The following is an 18,647-nucleotide window of genomic DNA, read 5'->3' as shown; positions in this document are numbered from 1 at the left end:
GCTCCCCTCAGGCCCTGGCCACCAGATCTTTCACCCATTGCGACCGGCGTTCGCGAACCAGAATTTCATTCCGGGTGCGCAGAATCAGGGTAATGACAAAAAATACGTAAACGGCGCAAATCATGATGACCAGTGGCACCCACACTTCCGGCGGATTGGGTGATACAGGATCCATGGAGTAGTCGCTGGAGGGCTGGTGCAGTGTATTCCACCACTCCACGGAGTACTTGATAATTGGCACGTTGATGGCACCCACTATAGACAGTACTGCGCAGGCTTTGGCAGCGTTGTCAGGGCTTTCAATCGCCGAGCGCAGAGCCACTACGCCAATAAACAGGAAAAACTGGATCAGCATGGAGGTCAGTCGTGCATCCCAGGCCCACCAGGTACCCCAGATCGGCTCACCCCAGATCGCGCCGGTAGCCAGCGCCAGGCCGGTAAACCACAGGCCTATGGGTGCCGCACATTTGGCAACCATATCTGCCAGTTTCATCTTCCAGACCAGGGTAATAGTGCCCGCTACGGCCATCAGCGGAAATGCCGCCAGTGAAATACTCGCCACAGGTACGTGAACGTACATGATGCGGATGGTTTGCCCCTGCTGATAATCCTCAGGGACGAACAATAAGGCCCAGGTCAGTCCAATCACGCCCAGTAATACCATCGCTGCGTACAGCCAGGGCAACCACTTGCCGGACAGTTCATAAAACCAACGCGGCGACCCCAATTTAGAAAACCACAGCCACATGACCGGCTCACCCTACCCCAAGCTATTGATAAGTGGACTATAACATGGGCATTCTAACGCCCCTGTTACGCTTTGTAACGCTCTATCGGCGTTATCATTCAGATCGATTAATTCACGCTGATCCGCAGTGCGGCGGCTGATGCCAGTGGCGCCATTGTCAACGTCAGCGCCAGTATGGCGCCCAGCAAGGCGAAATGAGTGCCGACTGGCAGGCCAAACATAATGTCGCTCACCGCTTTGGCGCCGATTATAAGCACGGGCATGGACAGTGGTAAAACGATTACGGCCAGAATCAGCCCACGACTGCCCAGTCCCACTGTCAGTGCCACGCCGATCGATCCGATCAGACTCAGTACTGGTGTGCCAATCAGAAGGCTCAACACCAGCGTGACATAGGCTTCTTGCGGCAGGTACAGCATATAAGCCAGCAACGGCGACAGCAGCACAACCGGCAATCCCGCGATCAGCCAGTGGGCAATATTCTTGGCCAGCACCAGAAAAAACAGCGGCTGGGGTGACAGCAACAGCTGCTCCAGCGAACCGTCTTCGTAATCTGCACGATAGAGATTGTCCAGTGACAGCATGGACGCCAGTAGCGCTGAGACCCAGACTACACCTGCCGAGATGCGGGCCAGCTCCACCGGATCCGAACTGACCCCAAGCGGGAACAGGGTCACAACAATCAGAAAAAACATGATGGGATTGAGCAGGTCGTTGCGACGCTTGAAAGCCACCAGCAAATCTCGCTTCAGCGTAGCGACAAACGCTGCACTGGTGCTGACAGTCACCGCAGATGATGTGGAGGTCGGCTGCGTCATGAGGCAGGCACCACCGTGCGTTCCGAGGGATTGTCGAGATTGACTCGGTGCAGTTCGCAGGGCACATCCAGGCGGTGGTGGGTTGTCACCAGCACCGCCCCACCCTTGCCCACATGCTCGGCCAGCAGCAACTCAAGGTCGCGGACACCGTAGACATCAAGCGTGGTAAAGGGTTCGTCGAGAATCCACAAGGCAGCCGGACTGATCAGCAACCGGGCCAGCGAAACCCGCTGGGTCTGCCCTGCGGACAGATTGCGACAGGGAATATCTTCGTAGGCTCGCAGGCCTACACGCGCCAGGGCCGCTTCGATTCGATCGTCTTCTACTGGACTATGTAGTGAGGCACTCCAACGCAGATTCTCGCGCGGTGTCAGGATTCGGTTTACGCCCACTCGATGCCCGATATAGAGCAGTGATGCCAGAAAGGTCTCACGCTGCTCTTCAACGGGCTGACCGCGCCACAGAATCTCGCCTTCGTAACTATCGTTCAGGCCGCACAGGATTCGCAGCAGCGTAGTTTTACCGCTGCCATTGCTGCCCAGCACCTGCACCAGCTGACCGGCATGAATATCGAGCTGAAAATCACTGAAAAGCACGCGCTCATCTCGTTCACAGAACAGCGAGCGGGCCTGAAGCAAGGGGACGCCGCCGGACTGCTCACGCGCAAAGGTCGCGGATCCAGGCGCAGCGGAGACGGGAGATTCTGAAGAAGAAGTCGGCAGGCTCATCCCTGCCATTATAAACGCTTTGCAGGACGCTTGTCTTTAAGACACGCGTCCGACACCACGCGCGGCCATCAGTGAAACCAGTTTGGCTTCGGCCTCTGAAAGCCCACAGGACTTGACCAGATCTTCCGGCGCCGCGCCCATCTGAATCAGTTTGCTCGCCTGGGCATAGGTCAGACTGCCGCTGTCCTTGTTTTCCAGGTCTTGTTGACGACGCTGGGTCTGGCCCAGCCGTTGATCAACGGCCGCCAGCGCCTTACCCAGCGTGAGAATGGTTTTGTTGCTCTCGCGCTGCAGTGCCTCCTGTTTTTTGCGGCTTTCCAGCAGCGACTCCTCCAGACCGCGGATACGGCGTAGATTGGCCCATTGCATCCCCATGACCACCAGCATCAGCAGCGCGGAGACAGCGGTCAGTGCAGCAAGTACGATTAATGTCATCGTGTTTTCCTGGTTAGTTGTCCAGCTCGGCCAGTTCTTCTTCCGTTAACAGCTTGTCCAGCTCGACCAGAATCAGAAGCTGATCTTCGCGATGGCAGACACCGGTGATGAATCGGGCTGTTTCGTCTTTATTGACCTGCGGGGCAGTTTCGATTTCCGACCCGCGCAGGTAAACGACTTCCGCCACACTATCAACAACAATACCAAGCACGTGTTTGCCAATTTCCAGAATCACAATACGTGTGTTGTCATCTGGCTCACGATCATGCAGACCAAAACGGCGGCGCGTGTTGATCACAGAGATGACAGTGCCACGGATATTGATGATGCCCATGACATAGTCGGGGGCACCCGGAACCGGGGCAATATCCTGAAACTTCAGCACTTCTTTGACGACCATGACATTGACGCCATAGGTCTCGTTTTCCAGGTTGAATGTCACCCACTGCAGGACCTGATCGTCCAGTTTTTTAGTTGCCTCTGCCATATCTACCTCTATCCAGGCGTCAAATTTTTAGCGGCCACACAGCGGAATTGTACGTCTGAGGTCAATTTCCTGCCGATCAGCTGGGCCTTTGCCGGCATGAGTGCCAAAAAACGGCACTGATACCGATGAGCATGCAGTTTTTGTACCAATTAGCTCTTGTTCTTGTCCAAGCCGCGGTCGGCAGCTGCCAGCATTGAACTCAGCACTTCCACATCCAGCAGGCTGCACAGACGATCAAGCAGTGTTCCCGCCAGCCAGGGCCGACTGCTGCCGCCCTCACGCCAGCGCAGCTGCGATGGCTCAAGGCGTACTGACTCTTCAGCGTGACTGACGGCAAGACCCCAGAGCGAATCGCCGAGCACAATCACAGACTGGTAGTCCTGCCGGTGCTTGCGATCAGCGGGGCAACGCTCCGGCATTAACAGATCAGCAGTATCAATCACCCGAATGTTTTTCCCATTCCAGCGCAGAAGCCCCATAAACCAGCTTGCCTGACCGGCAACCGGCTGAATTTTGCCGTCTTCAATCGGACAAATGCCGCCCAGATCGTGCAGTGGGGCCGCCATGTCCATCTCCAGGACACTAAACAGCAGACTGGCGAAGGGTTTGTTTGCCCATTCCGGCGCCTGGCGAAGCCCCCGAACCTGCTGGGCCGCTTGGGCGATATCCAGCGTATTAAGCTGAGTCTCGGCATCCACATCAGCCTTTTTGGCGGCGATGGGCTCTTGGTCAGATTCTTTTTCCGCTACTTTTCCCGCGACCCGCTGTTCCGTTTTTTCCTCCGCTGCAACTGCCGCTGCGGAGGTAGCCTGCAGGACCGGCTCTTCGACAGGCTCTTCAAGCGCCGGCTCAGCCACAAATTCCTGTTCAACAACTGGCGGGACGACGACTTCCTCGTCAGCAAGGGCTATGTCGGGATCAGCGAATGTTGGTATGCGTCGGGATTGTGCAGGCACGGCCCGAACCGAGGGCATGAAATCCTGCGTGACATCTCTCAGCAATGCGTCAAGGTAGTCCTGAACAACATCCACTTTTGCAGCCGTCCTGATCTCACGCATGGCTTGCCTCCACAGTGCCGGCCAGTCGATCAGCCTCCATCTTCAAAAGCGTTTTAAGCAAACTGCCATAGGCCTGCACTCCACGGCTTTCAGGGTCCAGCGACAATGGCGTTACACCCTGAGAGCTGGCATCGCGCAATCGGGTATCGACTGGAATGGCCGCCTGCCAGGTAACCTCCGGCCAGGTTTTTCGCATATAGCGAAAACTGCTGACGCTGGCGTGAGTGCGGCGGTCAAACAGCGTTGGCACCATAAGGAATGGCAATGGGTGGCGGCGTGACCGGTTGACCATCTGCAGGGTATTCAGCATTCGCTCCACGCCCTTGATGGCCAGAAATTCCGTCTGCACCGGGACAATCAACTGTTCCGAGGCTGCCAGGGCATTGATCAGCAATACACCCAGTGTGGGTGGGCTGTCGATCAGTACATAATCAAAGTCATCCCAGAGCTTGCTCAGCGCTCTGGAAATGGCCAGCCCCATGCCCTCCTGGGTGACAGCGCTGCGCTCAAGAGTAGCCAGCGCAGTACTGCCCGGGACCAGCATCAGATTCTTGTAGGCCGTTGGCTGGATGCTCTGGCGCAATACCTGGTCCGACAGGCGCCCGGGTCCAACAAACCACTCAAAGCTGCTGCCGGCTGCATTCTCGGGTGCGTGTCCGAAGTAACTGCCCAAGGACCCTTGCGGGTCAAGGTCCAGCATCAGCACACGTTTACCCCGATCAGCCAACAGGCTCGACAGCGCCACCGTTGTGGTGGTCTTGCCGACTCCGCCCTTCTGATTGGCTACCGACCATACATGCATGTCAGCATATCTCCTGACAAAGACGCGCTGCCACCTTGTTCAACGGCAGCACCTCGTCTACCAGACCTGCTTTGGCAACAGCCATGGGCATTCCATAGATGACTGAACTTTCTTCATCCTGTGCCCAGATTGTTGCCCCGTTTGTTTTTAACATCCTGGCACCATCACGACCGTCAGAGCCCATGCCAGTCAACACAACTCCCAGCACTTTGTTACCCAGGTCGCGTGCTGCCGACCCGAAGGTCACGTCCAGCGATGGTTTGTAATTCAAGCGCTCATCACCGTCAATGACTCTGACCCGCAAAGAACTGCGCCCTTCCACCAGCATCTGCTTGCCACCTGGCGCCAGATAGGCATGCCCGGGTTTCAGCACGTCACCATCACTGGCCTCGGCAATGCTTATCCGGGCGATGCGGTTCAGACGCTCGGCAAACGCACGTGTAAAGGTGCCAGGCATATGTTGTACCAGCAGTATTGGCAACGGAAACGAGTCTGGCAGCTTTGTCAGCACCTCCTGCAGTGCCATCGGGCCACCGGTTGAGGCTCCAATAATCACCAGTTGCGCGTGACGCAGATTGCCACGCCCTGATGCCGCTGGCTCGAAGCTGCGCGTCTCCGCCTGCGCCGGCGCTGCCGCGGGTGCGCTGGCAATGGCTGCCGGCGCTGACCGGCTGCGGCTGCGTGATACAACCACAATGCGTTCACACAGAATCTTCTGCAGTTCTTCAGCGTGGTGCGAAATATCTTCAAAGTTTTTGGGCAGGTAATCAACCGCCCCGGCTTCCAGCGCATCAAGTGTGACACGCGCCCCCTCATAGGTAAGCGAGGAGAACATCAACACAGGTGTGCGACTGGCCTGCACAATGTGCCGCACGGCCGTAATGCCGTCCATGACCGGCATTTCATAGTCCATGGTGATGACATCCGGCTTCAGTCGAGCCGCCTGGTCCACAGCTTCCTGACCATTGACCGCCGTTCCGATTACCTCCAGGCGACTGTCGGCATTGATCAGCTCACTGAGACGCCGGCGAAAGAAGCCCGAATCGTCAACTACCAGAACCTTTATTGTCATAGTGTCAGTTCCTGTTACGCTGCATATCGCTTCAGCAGACCGGGCACATCAAGGATAACGGCAATGCGACCATCACCGGTAATCGTGGCACCAGCCATACCCGGAGTTCCGTGCAGCATACGACCCAGGGGTTTGATGACAACCTCTTCCTGACCGATCAGCGTGTCAACCACAAATCCGACTCGCTGTGTACCCACGTGCACTATGACAACGTTCGCTTCAGTCTTGATGGCATCGCTGCCACCCTGATGGGTCAGCCAGCGGCGCAGATGGAACAGTGGCAACGCCTTGTCGCGTACCGTCACCACCTGCTGCCCGTCGACGACGTGGGTTCGGCTGAGATCCAGATTGAATATCTCACTGACATTCGCCAGCGGCAGCGCAAAGGTCTGGTCTCCAACAACGATCATCAGCGTCGGCATGATGGCCAGGGTCAGGGGTACCTTGATTTCAATACGCGAGCCTTTGCCCGGATTCGACTCGATGGCGATGGTGCCATTGAGCTGCGAAATTTTGGTCTTGACCACATCCATACCAACGCCACGGCCAGAGACATCCGAAATTTCGGTTTTGGTCGAGAAGCCTGGTGCAAAAATCAGATCAAAACATTCAGAGCGGCTCAGTCGATCCGCAGCATCCTTGTCCATCAAACCTTTTTCAACGGCTTTGCGGCGCAGCACATCAGGATCCATGCCATTGCCGTCGTCACTGATGGTCAGCAGAATATGGTCGCCTTCCTGCTCAGCTGCGAGCAAAACTGTTCCCTGACGCGATTTGCCATTCTTCTCACGCTGCTCAGGCAGTTCGATACCGTGGTCCACGGCATTTCGCACCAGGTGCACCAGCGGGTCTGCCAGCGCCTCTACCAGGTTCTTGTCCAGATCGGTTTCTTCACCGTGCAGCTCAAGCGCGACTTCCTTCTTGAGATTACGCGCCAGGTCTCGCACGACGCGCGGGAAGCGACCAAACACTTTCTTGATTGGCTGCATCCGCGTCTTCATGACAGAGGTTTGCAGGTCGGCTGTCACAAGGTCCAGATTGGCAACCGCCTTGGACAGTGTTTCATCTGCAGCAGTGGAGCCTATACGAACCAGACGGTTTCGGACCAATACCAGCTCACCCACCATGTTCATGATTTCGTCCAGGCGACGGGTATCAACACGGACGGTTGTTTCCGGCGCCTCTTTGGCAGCTGCGTTAGCGGCCGCTGCCGGAGCGGCTGGCTGGGCACTGGCCGCCGGCTTGCTGTCTGGCACTGCCCGCAATGCTGGCTTGGTGGCGCTGGCTGGTTTGGCCGCACTGCCCGTTTTAGCACTGGCGGGTTTGTCATTTTTGCTGGCTTCAGCAGTTTCAGCCTTTTTCTTAGCCGCGCTGACAGCGCCAGATGGCACACCACCATGTGAACCTGAACCATGCAACTGGTCCAGAAGGGCTTCAAATTCTTCGTCGGTTATTTCATCGCCGCCACTGGCTGAGGCAGTCGCGCTCTGCTCTGTTTCTGCAGGCTCTAATGAGCTTTCGTCAGCCGATGGCTGGCTGGACGAGCCGACGGACTGCTTCGCGGTATCGGCCGGCTTCTCGGGAGATACTTCCTTTGCAGCTGAAGGCTCTGGCGTTTTGCCCTGCAACTGATCCAACAGTGCTTCAAATTCTTCTTCAGTGATTTCTTCGTCGTCGCTGGCACTGATGCTGCCTTCGGCGTCCGCCGCGATATCAGCAGAGTCGAGAGAGGCCAGCAGCTGGTCAAATTCCTCATCACTCATATCGTCCGTGCTTTCTTCAGCAACGGGTTCGGGATTGTCAGCCAGCGGCTCTGTGATATCTTCGCCGCTGGCCAGGGCCTGCAGTGCATCAAGCAAAGCCTGGGGGGCTGGATCAGGAGCCTGCCCCTCCTTGACCTGGGCAAACATGCCATTAACGGTGTCCAGCGCCTGCAGTACCACATCCATCAGCTCGGCCGTTACTTTGCGGTGACCGTTGCGCAGATTGTCAAACAGGTTTTCGGTGACATGGCAGCAATCCACCATGGCATTCAACTGAAGGAAGCCGGCGCCTCCTTTGACGGTGTGAAAACCGCGAAAAATGGCGTTCAACAGGTTCTTGTCATCCGGTTGTTTTTCCAACTGGACCAGCTGTTCAGAGAGCTGTTCGAGAATTTCTCCGGCTTCAACCAGAAAATCCTCAAGAATCTCTTCGTCGTCAAAAAAACTCATGTTGTCCACCTTTTCTACCTGAGCGTTATCAGCTGCCCGCTGTTGCGTTAGTCAAAAACCCAGGCTGGATAACAGATCGTCTACATCATCCTGACCCGAAACAACATCCTGACTGGTTTTTGTCTGCGGGCCTTCAGCACGCAGGCGCCGTTCAGCATCCTCTTTCGGATCGTTAACTTGCACCACTCGTTCAATCCCGGCTACTTCTTCAACACTGCTGGCCAGCTTGACCAGATTAACCAGGCTTTTTTCCACATCACTGACCAGACCGATGACGCGCTTGATCACCTGACCGCTAAGATCCTGAAATCCCTGTGCCATCAAAATGTCGGTCAGGTTGCCGTGCAGGCCACTGCCTTCCGAATTGACGCGTGACAGCAGGCCACTCACGTCTTCAAAAAGCTTTTTCTCATCATCGGAGCAAGAGCGAGAGGCGACGTACTGAGCCCAGCGATCACCAACCTCATTGCTCTGCTCCACCATGCTCTGAATAATCGGGATCGAGTCATCCACCCGATCCATGGTCTTGTTGGCGGCTTCTTCTGTCATCTTGATAACGTAGTTAAGCCGGCTTCGGGCGTCCGCCATCTCAGACAGTTCGTGTTCAACCTCGGCGCTGCCTGTCACGTTAATGCCAACGTGAAAGTCGCGGATGGCGTTGTGCAGGGCCCGGGTCAGGCGCCCCACTTCACGATAGAGCAACTCGTAGCGTTCCTGGTCTATCTCAGCCATTGACGGTCCCTCAGCTGGTGGCTTCAATGCGCTCAAAGATCTTTTCGATCTTCTCCTCCAGCGCAGCAGCCGTAAAAGGTTTAACTACGTAGCCATTGACCCCTGCCTGCGCAGCCGCAATGATCTGATCCCGTTTGGCCTCCGCGGTTACCATCAGCACAGGCAGTCCGCGCAGCTTCTCGCTGGCCCGCACAGCCTTCAGCAGATCGATTCCGGTCATGCCTGGCATGTTCCAGTCGGTAATCAGGAAGTCAAAACTTCCGTTTTCCAACATGGGCAGGGCGGAGTTGCCGTCATCAGCTTCGGCTGTATTGGTAAAACCAAGATCCCGCAACAGGTTTTTGATAATTCGACGCATTGTTGAGAAGTCATCAACAATGAGAATCTTCATGTTTTTGTCCAAAACCGCCTCCAGGTCATGAAATCTGTCCGGGGGCAACCTGAACAATATGGTTTCCCCTGGCAATGTTATCGCTTGGAAAGTGAAAAAATTTAGAGCGAACTGCTAAATAAGTGCAATTAATGCAATTTTAGCGGACGGAAGGGGCTCAACGCCATTCCTGAAGACGCGAACGAAGCCGCAGGGCGGCCTGGGAATGGATCTGGCTGACCCTGGATTCGCTGACACCCAGAACCTCGCCAATCTCCTTGAGATTCAGTTCTTCGTCATAATACAGGGCAAGGACCAGCTTTTCGCGCTCGGGCAGCCCATCTATGGCTTCGGACAGATGCTCACGGAAGTTATCCTCCTGCAGCTCTTCCGAGGGACCGGATACTTCACCCGAGGCTACTTCGATCGAGGAATCATCACCACCCTGCGTCAGATCATCAAAGCTGAACAGGCGGCTGCCACTGGCATCCTGTAGAATGGTGTAGTAGGTATCGAGATCGACACCCATTTCGGCAGCAATCTCATGATCTTTGGCGTCAGTGCCGGTGCGCGCCTCAATGGCCTTGACGGCTTCGGCTACCTGCCGGTTCTTGCGGTGTACAGACCGCGGTGCCCAGTCGCCGCGCCTGATTTCGTCCAGCATGGCACCGCGAATTCGAATGCCTGCATAGGTTTCAAAACTGGCTCCCTTGCTGACATCATACTTACGGGCAGCTTCCAGCAGGCCAATCATGCCTGACTGGATCAGATCGTCGAGCTGCACGCTGGATGGCATACGCATCAACAGATGGTGCGCAATCCGCTTCACCAGCGGCGCATGCTGTATGACCAGGTCGTCTGCCCCGGCTACTTGAACGTCCTGATAAAGTGTTGCACCCATATCTCAGGCCATGCCCTGTACAAGTCGTTCCACAAAAAATTCCAACTGACCAGTTGCCTCAGTTCGCACCGGCCAACCCAGCACTTCCGACGCCAGACGTCGGTATCCATCAGCCGCTCTGCCGCCCGGATAGCTCAAAAGCACTGGCTTCTGTCGCTGCACGGCCTTGCGTACTGTCTCATCAAAGGGGATGTCACCGGCATACCGCAGATTAACATCCAGAAACTTGCTGGTAACTGCCGCAAACCGATTGAACAGGTTGCGACCTTCCTGTGGCGATCTTGTCATATTCGCCAGAATCCGGAAATCGCGCAACTGGCAATCACGGTTCAGCAACTTGACCAGTGCGTAAGCGTCCGTCATCGACGAGGGCTCATCGCACACAACAACCAGCACTTCCTGCGCCGCGCGCACAAAACTGACCACGGAGTCAGAGATGCCAGCCGCCGTGTCGATGACCAGTACATCAAGCTCATCGGACAGATCGCTGAAGGCATGAATGATGCCCGCATGCTGATTGGCGCCCATATTGACCAGCGTCTGTACACCAGATGATGCCGGAATGATCTTGATGCCCTGCGTCTCGATCATGACATCGCGCAGATCACAGACTCCCGCCATGACCTCGGCAATGGTCTTGTCGGCCTTGACGCCCATCAGGATGTCAACGTTCGCCAGTCCCAGGTCGGCATCCATCAAAACCACACGTCTGCCAGCCTGGGCCATTGCCAGACTTAAATTCACCGAAATACTGGTTTTTCCGACACCGCCCTTGCCGCCGGTTACTGCCAGTACCTGTATGGGATGCATCCCTATAAATCTCCTACCTGATCAGCCCGTGCCCCTAAATCGCGGCACGTTTTGCTGCGGCCGCTCTGCTCGGCGGCTGGCTGCCAAAATTGTTCATGACGCGTGCGCGATCCACGGGCGTCGCGGCCTGAGCCCGACCCAGTGCCACCGCCCGTTTGACGAGCGCCTGCGCAGTCGCCACAGCCAGGTCATCGGGGATGGCCTGGCCAAATGTTTCGTATACTACTGGCACGGCGCGATCAATACACAGCGCCAACGCCTCGCCCATCACACAGGCTTCATCCAAGTGTGTCAGAATACACCCTGACACGCCTGCCGTCGAACAGGTTTTCCACGCCGCCTGCAGCACCTGGCCCTGAGCCGTGCAAGGCAGTACCACCCAGTTTTGAACCTGTGGCTGGTCAGCCAGCTCAGACAATTGTCGCTGCTGCTCCGGATGCCGCGATGGCAGACCTGCTGTATCGATCAAAACCAGACGCTTGTGGGCCAGACTCTGCAGCGTATCGCCCAGTGAATGCTGATTATCAACAATCCGTACCGTTACGCCAAGTATGCGACCCAGCGTGCGCAGTTGCTCGTGGGCAGCCAGTCGGAAGCTGTCCGTGGTAACCAGCGCAACCTCTTCCGGACCATTCGCCAGCACAAACCTGGTGGCAAGTTTGGCGATGGTGGTCGTTTTACCAGCGCCGGTCGGACCCAGGAAGGCAAAAATGCCGCCGGTGCTGACAGGATCGGCACTGTGTACCGGCGTCATTTTGACCAGCGCCGATAAGGTCTGGCGCCAGAGTTGATCCAGCGTGCGGGCCTGGCCTGCCAGATCCAGCAGCCGCTGATTGATATTGCCGGGCAGGCCCATCGCCACAAGTCGCTCCCAGATCGCAGCCTGAGCTGGTGTCTGGCGGGCAAACTGATCCCAGGCCAGTCCATTCAGGCGCTGCTGCAGCAGGCTGCGAATGCTGTTCAGTTCAGAGCGCATGGCGCCAAATTCCGCTTTGCTGACCGAAGGCTCATTGGCAGCATTAAACTCCGCCGCTTTGTCAGGCGAGGCCGGCGCAGGCGTGGCCACCACCTCAACACCGCCCTCAACGCTGCGGGTTGACAGAATAGCCGCATCTTCACCAAATGCCTGGCGCACGTCCATCAGTGCTTTGCGCATATCTTTGGCCACGAATTTCTTAAGCTGCATGCTCTGCCCTCTTCGATCTCAATGTTGTTTCTGTCATTGTCCCAGTGTGGCGACAATGGTGATTTGCTTGTTGTCCGGAATTTCCTGATAGGACAACACCCGTACCCCTGACGTGGTAAATCTCACGAATCGACTCAGCGTCGGACGCAGCGGCGCGGCAACCAGCAGAACGGCAGGATTGCCGGCAATTTCCTGCCGCTGCGCAGCCTGAATCAGTGACTGCTGCAGCCTTTCTGCGATGCCAGGCTCAATAACCACGTTCTCTTCCGCCGATCCGTCACCATGCTGCATCGCCTGCTGTACTGCTTTAAGCAATATCTGTTCCAGCGAAGGATCCAGCGTAATAACCGGCAATTCCGAACGGTTTCCATAAATACCCTGGACGATCACACGCGCCAGAGAAACCCGGACAGCTGCCGTCAAAGCGGTCGGATCCTGCGTTCGGGAAGCGGTCACAGCCAGCGCCTCGCCGATGGTGCGCATGTCCTTGACAGGAATATCTTCCTGCAACAGGTTCTGCAGCACCCGGCGCAGAATATTGGGATTGATCAGACTGGGCAGTTCTTCAGCCAGTTTTTTGGACGATTTGCCCAGAATGGACAGCAGCTCATGAACCTCGTCATGGCCCAGCAGTTCGTGGGCGTGCTTCTGCAACAGGGTATTCATGTGGGTAGCGATAACCGTGCTGGCGTCAACCACGGTGTAGCCCAGCCCCTGCACCTGTTCACGCTGGGATGGTTCGATCCAGATGGCGTCCAGTCCAAATGCGGGATCTTTGGCATTGATACCCTGGGCCTGTCCGTAGACCTGTCCCGGATTGATGGCCATTTCCCGCTCCGGATAGATGTCAGCGCCGCCGATATTGACGCCCATCAGGTTGATACGATATTCGTTCGGCTGCAGATCCAGGTTGTCGCGAATATGCACAGACGGCACCAGGAAACCCAGCTCCTGCGACAGCTTTTTGCGAATTCCCTTGATGCGGGCGAGCAATTGTCCGCCCTGGCTTTTATCGACCATGGGAATCAGGCGATAACCCACTTCCAGACCTACTATATCCACAGGCGTGACATCGCCCCAGCCAAGCTCCTGGGGTTCCGCGGCCTGTGCCTGCTTCTTCTCCTGATCGGCTTTCTCGACGGCCTTCTGTTCCGCGGTCGGCTGCAGCGCGCGCTGACCTTTCATATAGATAAACACTGCACCACAGGCGGCCGCCAGGGCCAGCGACAGGAAGGCAAAATGCGGCATGCCCGGCACGATACCCATGACAAACAGAATGGCAGCGGCAATACCCAGCGCGCGCGGTGTCGCGAACATCTGCCCGACGACCTGGGCGCCCATCATTTCGGAGTTGTTGTTGCGGGTTACCATGATGGCAGCTGCGGTGGACAGCACCAGTGCCGGAATCTGAGCCACCAGACCGTCACCGATAGTCAGCAGTGCATAGCGCTCGGCTGCCGTGGCAAAATCCAGGCCGTGTTGCATCATGCCGATTGCCAGACCGCCCACGATGTTGATCACAAGAATCAGAATGCCGGCGATAGCGTCGCCTTTAACAAACTTGCTGGCACCGTCCATTGCACCGTAAAAGTCGGCTTCCTGGGTAATGTCCTGACGACGCACCCGGGCCTGCTCCTGGTCAATGATGCCAGCATTCAGGTCAGCATCAACGGCCATCTGTTTGCCGGGCATCGCATCCAGGGTGAAACGCGCGCTTACCTCGGCGATTCGGCCCGCACCCTTGGTCACAACCACAAAGTTGATGATGATCAGAATCATGAACACGATCAGACCAACCGCGTAGTTGCCACCGATCACAACCTCACCAAAGGACTCGATGACCTTACCGGCTGACGCGCCTCCCTCGTGACCATTCAGCAGTACCACACGTGTGGAGGCAACGTTGAGCGCCAGGCGCAGCAGTGTGGAAACCAGCAGAATGGTCGGGAACACCGCGAAGTCCAGTGGACGCATCGCGTAGACGGCCACACACAGCACAACCAGTGCGATGGTGATGTTGAAGGTGAAGAAAACGTCCAGCAAAAACGGCGGAATCGGCAGCGTCATCATCGCCAGGATGACCAGCAGCAACACCGGGATACCCAGGTTGCCGTCGGTAAAACTGCGCGCGTTTGACATCAACGTGCCGCGATTCATGTTATTGCCGATATTCATCATCGCTGTTGCGAAGTTCCTGTGACGGATAACTGTCACTTACCAGTATCCGCGGTCGAATTATTGACGCTTTTCTGAGCCAGCACCGCCAAACCAGGGGTTTGTCTGGCGCTGATCAGCTATTACACAGGGGTATCGCAAGAGTCGTGCCAGTATAGGCACCAGCTTCAGATCAATATCAGTTCGGCGCGTCCGGGTCAGGCGTTATGCCGTCACGGCGCAACTCTTCAGGTACAGTCAACTTCGTCAGATCAACTGCTTTGGGCTTGGGACCGCTGCCACGTGCGTGCTGCCGCAGCTGGAAGACATAGGCAAGCACTTGCGCAACGGCCTTGTACAGACCTTCAGGTATCTCATCTTCAAGCTTGGTGTTGTAGTAGATGGCTCGCGCCAGGACCGGCGCCTCGACAATGGGGATCTTGTTCTCTGTCGCCACTTCTCGGATACGCAGTGCCATATGATCAATACCCTTGGCCACCAGTGTCGGGGCACCCTGCCCTCCGCCCTGCTGATATTTCAGAGCCACCGCGTAGTGTTGCGGGTTGGTGATGACCACGTCTGCCTGTGGCAGCTCCTTGAACATCTTGTTCTGTGACATCTGGTACTGCAGCTGACGTATACGCTGCTTCACCTCAGGCTTGCCCTCGGTGTCCTTCATCTCGTCCTTGACCTGCTGGTGCGTCATCCGCAGCTTCTGGGTATGCGAGTGAATCTGAAACGGTATATCCACCATGGTGATCAGAATCATCGCGCAGGACATTGCCAGCACAGACCAGCCGATGATGCCTAGAGCATGCGCGATCGCAGGCACAGTAGGCTCCTGCTGAATGGCCATGATGCTGTCCATATTCATGAAAAACAGCAACAGGGCAATGCCGGCCACCACAAGTACTTTGGCGGCGGCCTTGGCCAGCTCAACCAGAGCCTTGGGACCAAACATGCGCTTGAGACCGGACATCGGGTTCATCCGGCTGGCCTTGGGCATCACCGCCTTGAAGGTAAAGTTCCAGCCGCCAAGCCCAATCGGCCCAAGAAACGCGGCCAGCAACAGCAGTGAAAAAACCGGTAACAAGAGCCGCAGCCCCTCCATGATTGACACATCAAGAAAACGCAGCATCGCGGTGGTGTCAAAAATGGATTCGCGTGGCACATCGAAGTTGTAGTTCATCATATCGATGACGGACTGTCCCATGGAACCACCAAACACCAGCATGCCGCCCACCCCAGTCAGCAGAATGGCCATGGTATTCAGCTCCCGCGAACGGACGGTGTCGCCTTCTTCTCGAGCCTTTTCAAGTTGTTTCGGGGTGGGGTCCTGGGTTTTTTCTGCCGAGGAGTCCTGTTCTTCAGCCATACAGTACCTCCTGCGTCAGATGGGCTGCATCAGCGCCCGCATGCGAATGAAAGCCTCGGCAAAAATTGCCTCGGTGGCGTCGAGAAAATATGACATACACAACCAGATCACAAACAGACCAAACATCAGCGCAATGGGAAAACCCAGTGCAAAAATGTTCATCTGAGGTGCTGCTCGCGTCATGATGCCGAATGCAAAATTGGTCATCAGCAGGGCTGTCAATGCTGGCAGCGCCAACAGCAGCGCGCTGGAAAATGCCCAGCTGATGGTGCTGATCAGTTGATAATACACACTTGTGTCCAGACCTGAACTGGACACCGGGATCAACTCAAAGCTCTCAACCAGAATTTCTATCATCACCAGATGTCCGTCGAAACTGACAAACAGAATCGTGACAAACATCATGTAAAACGTACTTAGAATCGCAACGTTGATGCCATTGGCCGGATCCACCATCGATGCGAAACCCAGCCCCATCTGCATGGCAATCAACTGTCCCAGCAACACAAAAATCTGAAACACAATCTGCAGGAAAAAACCCAGCGCCACACCAATCAGCACCTGCTGGGCCACTATCAGCATCGCACTGACTGATACACCCTCTACGGCCGGCATTGGCGGCAAGGTAGGTGCAACAATCAGGGCAAGCGCAACAGCCAGAATCAATCGTACACGTTGCGGCAGAAAGTTGGAGCCCAGTACCGGCGCCGCCAGCATAAAACCCATAATGCGGAACAGCGGCCACATGAAGCTGCCAATCCACGCACCGATTTCTGCGTCGGTGAACGACAACACTGCCCTACCCCACCATACTGGGAATGCTGAGAATCAGGCGCTCGGCGTAGTCCAGAATCTGACTCAACAGCCAGGGCCCGGTGGCAATAATGACCACCAGAGTCACCAGCAGACGAGGCAGAAAACTCAGCGTCTGCTCGTTGATCTGTGTGGCAGCCTGGAAGGTACTGATCACCAGGCCGACCACCAGGCTGGGCATTACAATCACAGCCACCAGCAGCACGATCAGCCACATTGCGTCCCGCCAAACCATCACCGCTACATCAGGGGTCATACGTCACACTCCATCAGCCAGCTATTGGCCAAAACTCATTGCCAGCGTTCCCATGATCATTGCCCAGCCATCGACCAGAACAAACAGCATGATCTTGAAAGGCAACGAAATAATAATCGGCGAGAGCATCATCATACCCATCGCCATCAAGACACTGGCTACCACCAGGTCGATCACCAGAAACGGAATAAACAGCAGAAAACCTATCTGGAATGCTGTCTTCAGTTCGCTGGTTACAAATGCCGGAATCAAAACAGTCAGCGGCACTTCGTCGATGCTGCTTACCGGATCCATATTGGAAAGCTCCATGAACAGCTGAAGGTCAGACTCACGTGTCTGTGCTGACATAAAACTGCGGAACGGAATCTCCGCCTGCGCCAGCGCTTCGGTGGCACCGAGCTCTTCATTGATGTATGGCTGCAGCGCATTCTCATTTACCTGCTGCAGGACTGGCGCCATGATAAAAATAGACAGAAACAGTGCCAGTCCCAGCAGGATCTGATTCGACGGCGTCTGCTGCAGACCCAGTGCCTGTCGCAGGATGGCGAACACCACAATAATGCGTGTGAACGAGGTCATCATCATGGCCAGCGCCGGCAACAGTGTCAGCGCGGTCATAATGAACAGAATCTGCAGCGTCACCGAATACTGCTGCGAGCCATCCTGACCGGTGGTGACACTCAGTGCCGGAATACCACCGAGCCCGCCCAGGCCATTGTCCTGCTGGGCGTTAGTCTCTGCCGGCTGGAGGGTTGAGGTCTGCTGTGCCACCGATGGTGCGCTGACCAGCAGCGCAGCAAGGCACAACAGAACAAACAGAATGTATCTGGTTTTTGTGAATGTCATTGGGTAGCGCTCAGGGCTTTTTGTGCAAAGCATTTTTCAGAATGGTCTGAAAGCCGCTGGTGTCAGGTGTGCCAGGTGTCTGGCTTAATACTGGCTCATCAAATACATGCAGAAGATTCACATTGCCCGGCGCAACACCCAGCAACAACTGCTTGTCACCGACCTGCACCAGGGCAACGCGTTCGCGGTTACCTACCGGCAGCGCACTGATCACTTTCATGCCCTGCCCGCCAAAGCCGGTGGCGCCAGAGAAGCGCCTCGCCACCCAGGCCAGGGCCAGGATCAGACTAATGATGACCATCAGCCAGAGAACGGTCTGGGCGACTGCGCTGGCACCGCCCGCTCCGAGCATCGCCGTCTGTGTGGCAGCCTGTTCCGCTGCCTGTGTCATGTTCTCTGCCATGGTCCGCCTACCCGCTTAGCGCAGTTTCTTGATTCGTTCTGACGGACTGATCACGTCGGTCATGCGGATACCGAACTTGTCGTTCACCACGACCACTTCGCCATGCGCAATCAGGGTTCCGTTGACAAGCACGTCCAGCGGTTCACCCGCCAGTCGGTCCAGCTCGATCACCGACCCCTGGTTAAGTTGCAGCAGGTTACGAATGGTGATGGCAGTACTGCCGACTTCCATGGAAATGCGTACCGGAATATCCAGAATTACATCCAGATCAGGAGACGCACCATTCGCCTTGCCCTGGTCCGCGCCGTTGCTGTTCGCCTGCGCAGCCACCTTGGACTGCTTGCCCGAACCGGCACTCTCTTCTTCCATGGCCTGTGCCCACTCGTCCGCCATATCCTGTTCATCTTTGCTCATGCCGTTCTCCTCGTTCGTGCCTGGTT

21 protein-coding genes are annotated in these 18,647 nt (G+C 56.2%); all 21 read right to left on the bottom strand.

All coding sequences use genetic code 11. From position 1 onward, the window contains the following. Positions 1-7: 7 nt before the first annotated feature. Positions 8-748: a heme ABC transporter permease gene (locus tag QGM61_RS04130; protein ID WP_237134251.1), complete on the bottom strand. Its 741-nt coding sequence runs from the start codon at positions 746-748 to the stop codon at positions 8-10. Positions 749-855: 107 nt separating this feature from the next. After that, on the bottom strand, positions 856-1,566 hold the full coding sequence (gene ccmB / locus QGM61_RS04125) for a heme exporter protein CcmB (protein ID WP_237134252.1): 711 nt from the start codon (positions 1,564-1,566) through the stop codon (positions 856-858). Beyond that, positions 1,563-2,303 carry a cytochrome c biogenesis heme-transporting ATPase CcmA gene (ccmA, locus tag QGM61_RS04120; RefSeq protein WP_237134253.1) on the bottom strand — a complete coding sequence of 247 codons (741 nt, stop codon included), beginning with the start codon at positions 2,301-2,303 and terminating at the stop codon, positions 1,563-1,565. Before ccmA ends, ccmB begins: the two co-directional genes overlap by 4 nt. 27 nt (positions 2,304-2,330) lie before the next feature. Next, a complete protein-coding gene (locus QGM61_RS04115) occupies positions 2,331-2,729 on the bottom strand; it encodes a DUF2802 domain-containing protein (RefSeq protein WP_281132116.1) in 399 nt (132 codons plus the stop codon). Positions 2,730-2,742: 13 nt separating this feature from the next. After that, a complete protein-coding gene (locus QGM61_RS04110; protein WP_237134255.1) occupies positions 2,743-3,216 on the bottom strand; it encodes a chemotaxis protein CheW in 474 nt (157 codons plus the stop codon). A gap of 149 nt (positions 3,217-3,365) precedes the next feature. Beyond that, positions 3,366-4,274 carry a chemotaxis protein CheW gene (locus QGM61_RS04105; RefSeq protein WP_281132115.1) on the bottom strand — a complete coding sequence of 303 codons (909 nt, stop codon included), beginning with the start codon at positions 4,272-4,274 and terminating at the stop codon, positions 3,366-3,368. Continuing rightward, positions 4,267-5,076, bottom strand: a complete 810-nt coding sequence (locus QGM61_RS04100; protein WP_237134257.1) for a ParA family protein — start codon at positions 5,074-5,076, stop codon at positions 4,267-4,269. The genes QGM61_RS04105 and QGM61_RS04100 overlap by 8 nt, the downstream gene beginning before the upstream one ends. 1 nt (position 5,077) lies before the next feature. Beyond that, positions 5,078-6,148 (bottom strand): chemotaxis response regulator protein-glutamate methylesterase, encoded by a 1,071-nt coding sequence (locus QGM61_RS04095; RefSeq protein ID WP_281132114.1) that lies wholly within the window; start codon positions 6,146-6,148, stop codon positions 5,078-5,080. Positions 6,149-6,162: 14 nt separating this feature from the next. Beyond that, complete coding sequence (locus QGM61_RS04090) at positions 6,163-8,361, bottom strand: chemotaxis protein CheA (protein WP_281132113.1); 2,199 nt, start codon at positions 8,359-8,361, stop codon at positions 6,163-6,165. A 51-nt stretch (positions 8,362-8,412) separates the two neighbouring features. Next, positions 8,413-9,093: a protein phosphatase CheZ gene (locus QGM61_RS04085; RefSeq protein WP_281132112.1), complete on the bottom strand. Its 681-nt coding sequence runs from the start codon at positions 9,091-9,093 to the stop codon at positions 8,413-8,415. Between the two features lie 10 nt (positions 9,094-9,103). Continuing rightward, on the bottom strand, positions 9,104-9,496 hold the full coding sequence (gene cheY / locus QGM61_RS04080; protein WP_237134261.1) for a chemotaxis response regulator CheY: 393 nt from the start codon (positions 9,494-9,496) through the stop codon (positions 9,104-9,106). Between the two features lie 145 nt (positions 9,497-9,641). After that, positions 9,642-10,364: an RNA polymerase sigma factor FliA gene (locus tag QGM61_RS04075; protein WP_237134262.1), complete on the bottom strand. Its 723-nt coding sequence runs from the start codon at positions 10,362-10,364 to the stop codon at positions 9,642-9,644. A 3-nt stretch (positions 10,365-10,367) separates the two neighbouring features. Beyond that, positions 10,368-11,180, bottom strand: a complete 813-nt coding sequence (locus QGM61_RS04070; RefSeq protein ID WP_317622154.1) for a MinD/ParA family protein — start codon at positions 11,178-11,180, stop codon at positions 10,368-10,370. A 28-nt stretch (positions 11,181-11,208) separates the two neighbouring features. Further along, the gene (gene flhF / locus QGM61_RS04065) at positions 11,209-12,360 is read right to left on the bottom strand and encodes a flagellar biosynthesis protein FlhF (protein WP_281132110.1); all 1,152 of its coding nucleotides are present in this window, start codon (positions 12,358-12,360) and stop codon (positions 11,209-11,211) included. A gap of 33 nt (positions 12,361-12,393) precedes the next feature. After that, on the bottom strand, positions 12,394-14,517 hold the full coding sequence (gene flhA, locus QGM61_RS04060) for a flagellar biosynthesis protein FlhA (RefSeq protein ID WP_281132543.1): 2,124 nt from the start codon (positions 14,515-14,517) through the stop codon (positions 12,394-12,396). Positions 14,518-14,713: 196 nt separating this feature from the next. Beyond that, positions 14,714-15,889, bottom strand: a complete 1,176-nt coding sequence (gene flhB, locus QGM61_RS04055) for a flagellar biosynthesis protein FlhB (protein ID WP_281132109.1) — start codon at positions 15,887-15,889, stop codon at positions 14,714-14,716. A gap of 15 nt (positions 15,890-15,904) precedes the next feature. Next, positions 15,905-16,684, bottom strand: coding sequence for a flagellar biosynthetic protein FliR (gene fliR, locus QGM61_RS04050; protein WP_237134266.1), 780 nt, complete (start codon positions 16,682-16,684; stop codon positions 15,905-15,907). A gap of 4 nt (positions 16,685-16,688) precedes the next feature. After that, positions 16,689-16,958: a flagellar biosynthesis protein FliQ gene (gene fliQ, locus QGM61_RS04045; protein WP_237134267.1), complete on the bottom strand. Its 270-nt coding sequence runs from the start codon at positions 16,956-16,958 to the stop codon at positions 16,689-16,691. A 21-nt stretch (positions 16,959-16,979) separates the two neighbouring features. Next, on the bottom strand, positions 16,980-17,780 hold the full coding sequence (gene fliP / locus QGM61_RS04040) for a flagellar type III secretion system pore protein FliP (RefSeq protein ID WP_237134668.1): 801 nt from the start codon (positions 17,778-17,780) through the stop codon (positions 16,980-16,982). Between the two features lie 34 nt (positions 17,781-17,814). Then, entirely contained in the window at positions 17,815-18,207 is a 393-nt protein-coding gene (gene fliO, locus QGM61_RS04035; RefSeq protein WP_281132108.1) for a flagellar biosynthetic protein FliO, read from the bottom strand. 15 nt (positions 18,208-18,222) lie between these two features. Beyond that, a complete protein-coding gene (gene fliN, locus QGM61_RS04030; protein WP_281132107.1) occupies positions 18,223-18,621 on the bottom strand; it encodes a flagellar motor switch protein FliN in 399 nt (132 codons plus the stop codon). Between the last annotated feature and the right edge of the window lie 26 nt (positions 18,622-18,647).

It is taken from the genome of Pseudohongiella sp. SYSU M77423, from assembly GCF_029911965.1.
Lineage (GTDB): Bacteria > Pseudomonadota > Gammaproteobacteria > Pseudomonadales > Pseudohongiellaceae > Pseudohongiella.
Note: the sequence above shows the minus strand (reverse complement) of the source record. Positions and strands in the feature narration are given on the sequence as shown.

Excerpts from the sequence above, each read along its gene's own strand:
- QGM61_RS04130 (WP_237134251.1), bottom strand. The coding sequence starts at position 748 with ATGTGGCTGTGGTTTTCTAAATTGGGGTCGCCGCGTTGGTTTTATGAA.
- ccmB (WP_237134252.1), bottom strand. The coding sequence starts at position 1,566 with ATGACGCAGCCGACCTCCACATCATCTGCGGTGACTGTCAGCACCAGT.
- ccmA (WP_237134253.1), bottom strand. The coding sequence starts at position 2,303 with ATGGCAGGGATGAGCCTGCCGACTTCTTCTTCAGAATCTCCCGTCTCC.
- QGM61_RS04115 (WP_281132116.1), bottom strand. The coding sequence starts at position 2,729 with ATGACATTAATCGTACTTGCTGCACTGACCGCTGTCTCCGCGCTGCTG.
- QGM61_RS04110 (WP_237134255.1), bottom strand. The coding sequence starts at position 3,216 with ATGGCAGAGGCAACTAAAAAACTGGACGATCAGGTCCTGCAGTGGGTG.
- QGM61_RS04105 (WP_281132115.1), bottom strand. The coding sequence starts at position 4,274 with ATGCGTGAGATCAGGACGGCTGCAAAAGTGGATGTTGTTCAGGACTAC.
- QGM61_RS04100 (WP_237134257.1), bottom strand. The coding sequence starts at position 5,076 with ATGCATGTATGGTCGGTAGCCAATCAGAAGGGCGGAGTCGGCAAGACC.
- QGM61_RS04095 (WP_281132114.1), bottom strand. The coding sequence starts at position 6,148 with ATGACAATAAAGGTTCTGGTAGTTGACGATTCGGGCTTCTTTCGCCGG.
- QGM61_RS04090 (WP_281132113.1), bottom strand. The coding sequence starts at position 8,361 with ATGAGTTTTTTTGACGACGAAGAGATTCTTGAGGATTTTCTGGTTGAA.
- QGM61_RS04085 (WP_281132112.1), bottom strand. The coding sequence starts at position 9,093 with ATGGCTGAGATAGACCAGGAACGCTACGAGTTGCTCTATCGTGAAGTG.
- QGM61_RS04075 (WP_237134262.1), bottom strand. The coding sequence starts at position 10,364 with ATGGGTGCAACACTTTATCAGGACGTTCAAGTAGCCGGGGCAGACGAC.
- flhF (WP_281132110.1), bottom strand. The coding sequence starts at position 12,360 with ATGCAGCTTAAGAAATTCGTGGCCAAAGATATGCGCAAAGCACTGATG.
- flhA (WP_281132543.1), bottom strand. The coding sequence starts at position 14,517 with ATGAATCGCGGCACGTTGATGTCAAACGCGCGCAGTTTTACCGACGGC.
- flhB (WP_281132109.1), bottom strand. The coding sequence starts at position 15,889 with ATGGCTGAAGAACAGGACTCCTCGGCAGAAAAAACCCAGGACCCCACC.
- fliQ (WP_237134267.1), bottom strand. The coding sequence starts at position 16,958 with ATGACCCCTGATGTAGCGGTGATGGTTTGGCGGGACGCAATGTGGCTG.
- fliO (WP_281132108.1), bottom strand. The coding sequence starts at position 18,207 with ATGGCAGAGAACATGACACAGGCAGCGGAACAGGCTGCCACACAGACG.
- fliN (WP_281132107.1), bottom strand. The coding sequence starts at position 18,621 with ATGAGCAAAGATGAACAGGATATGGCGGACGAGTGGGCACAGGCCATG.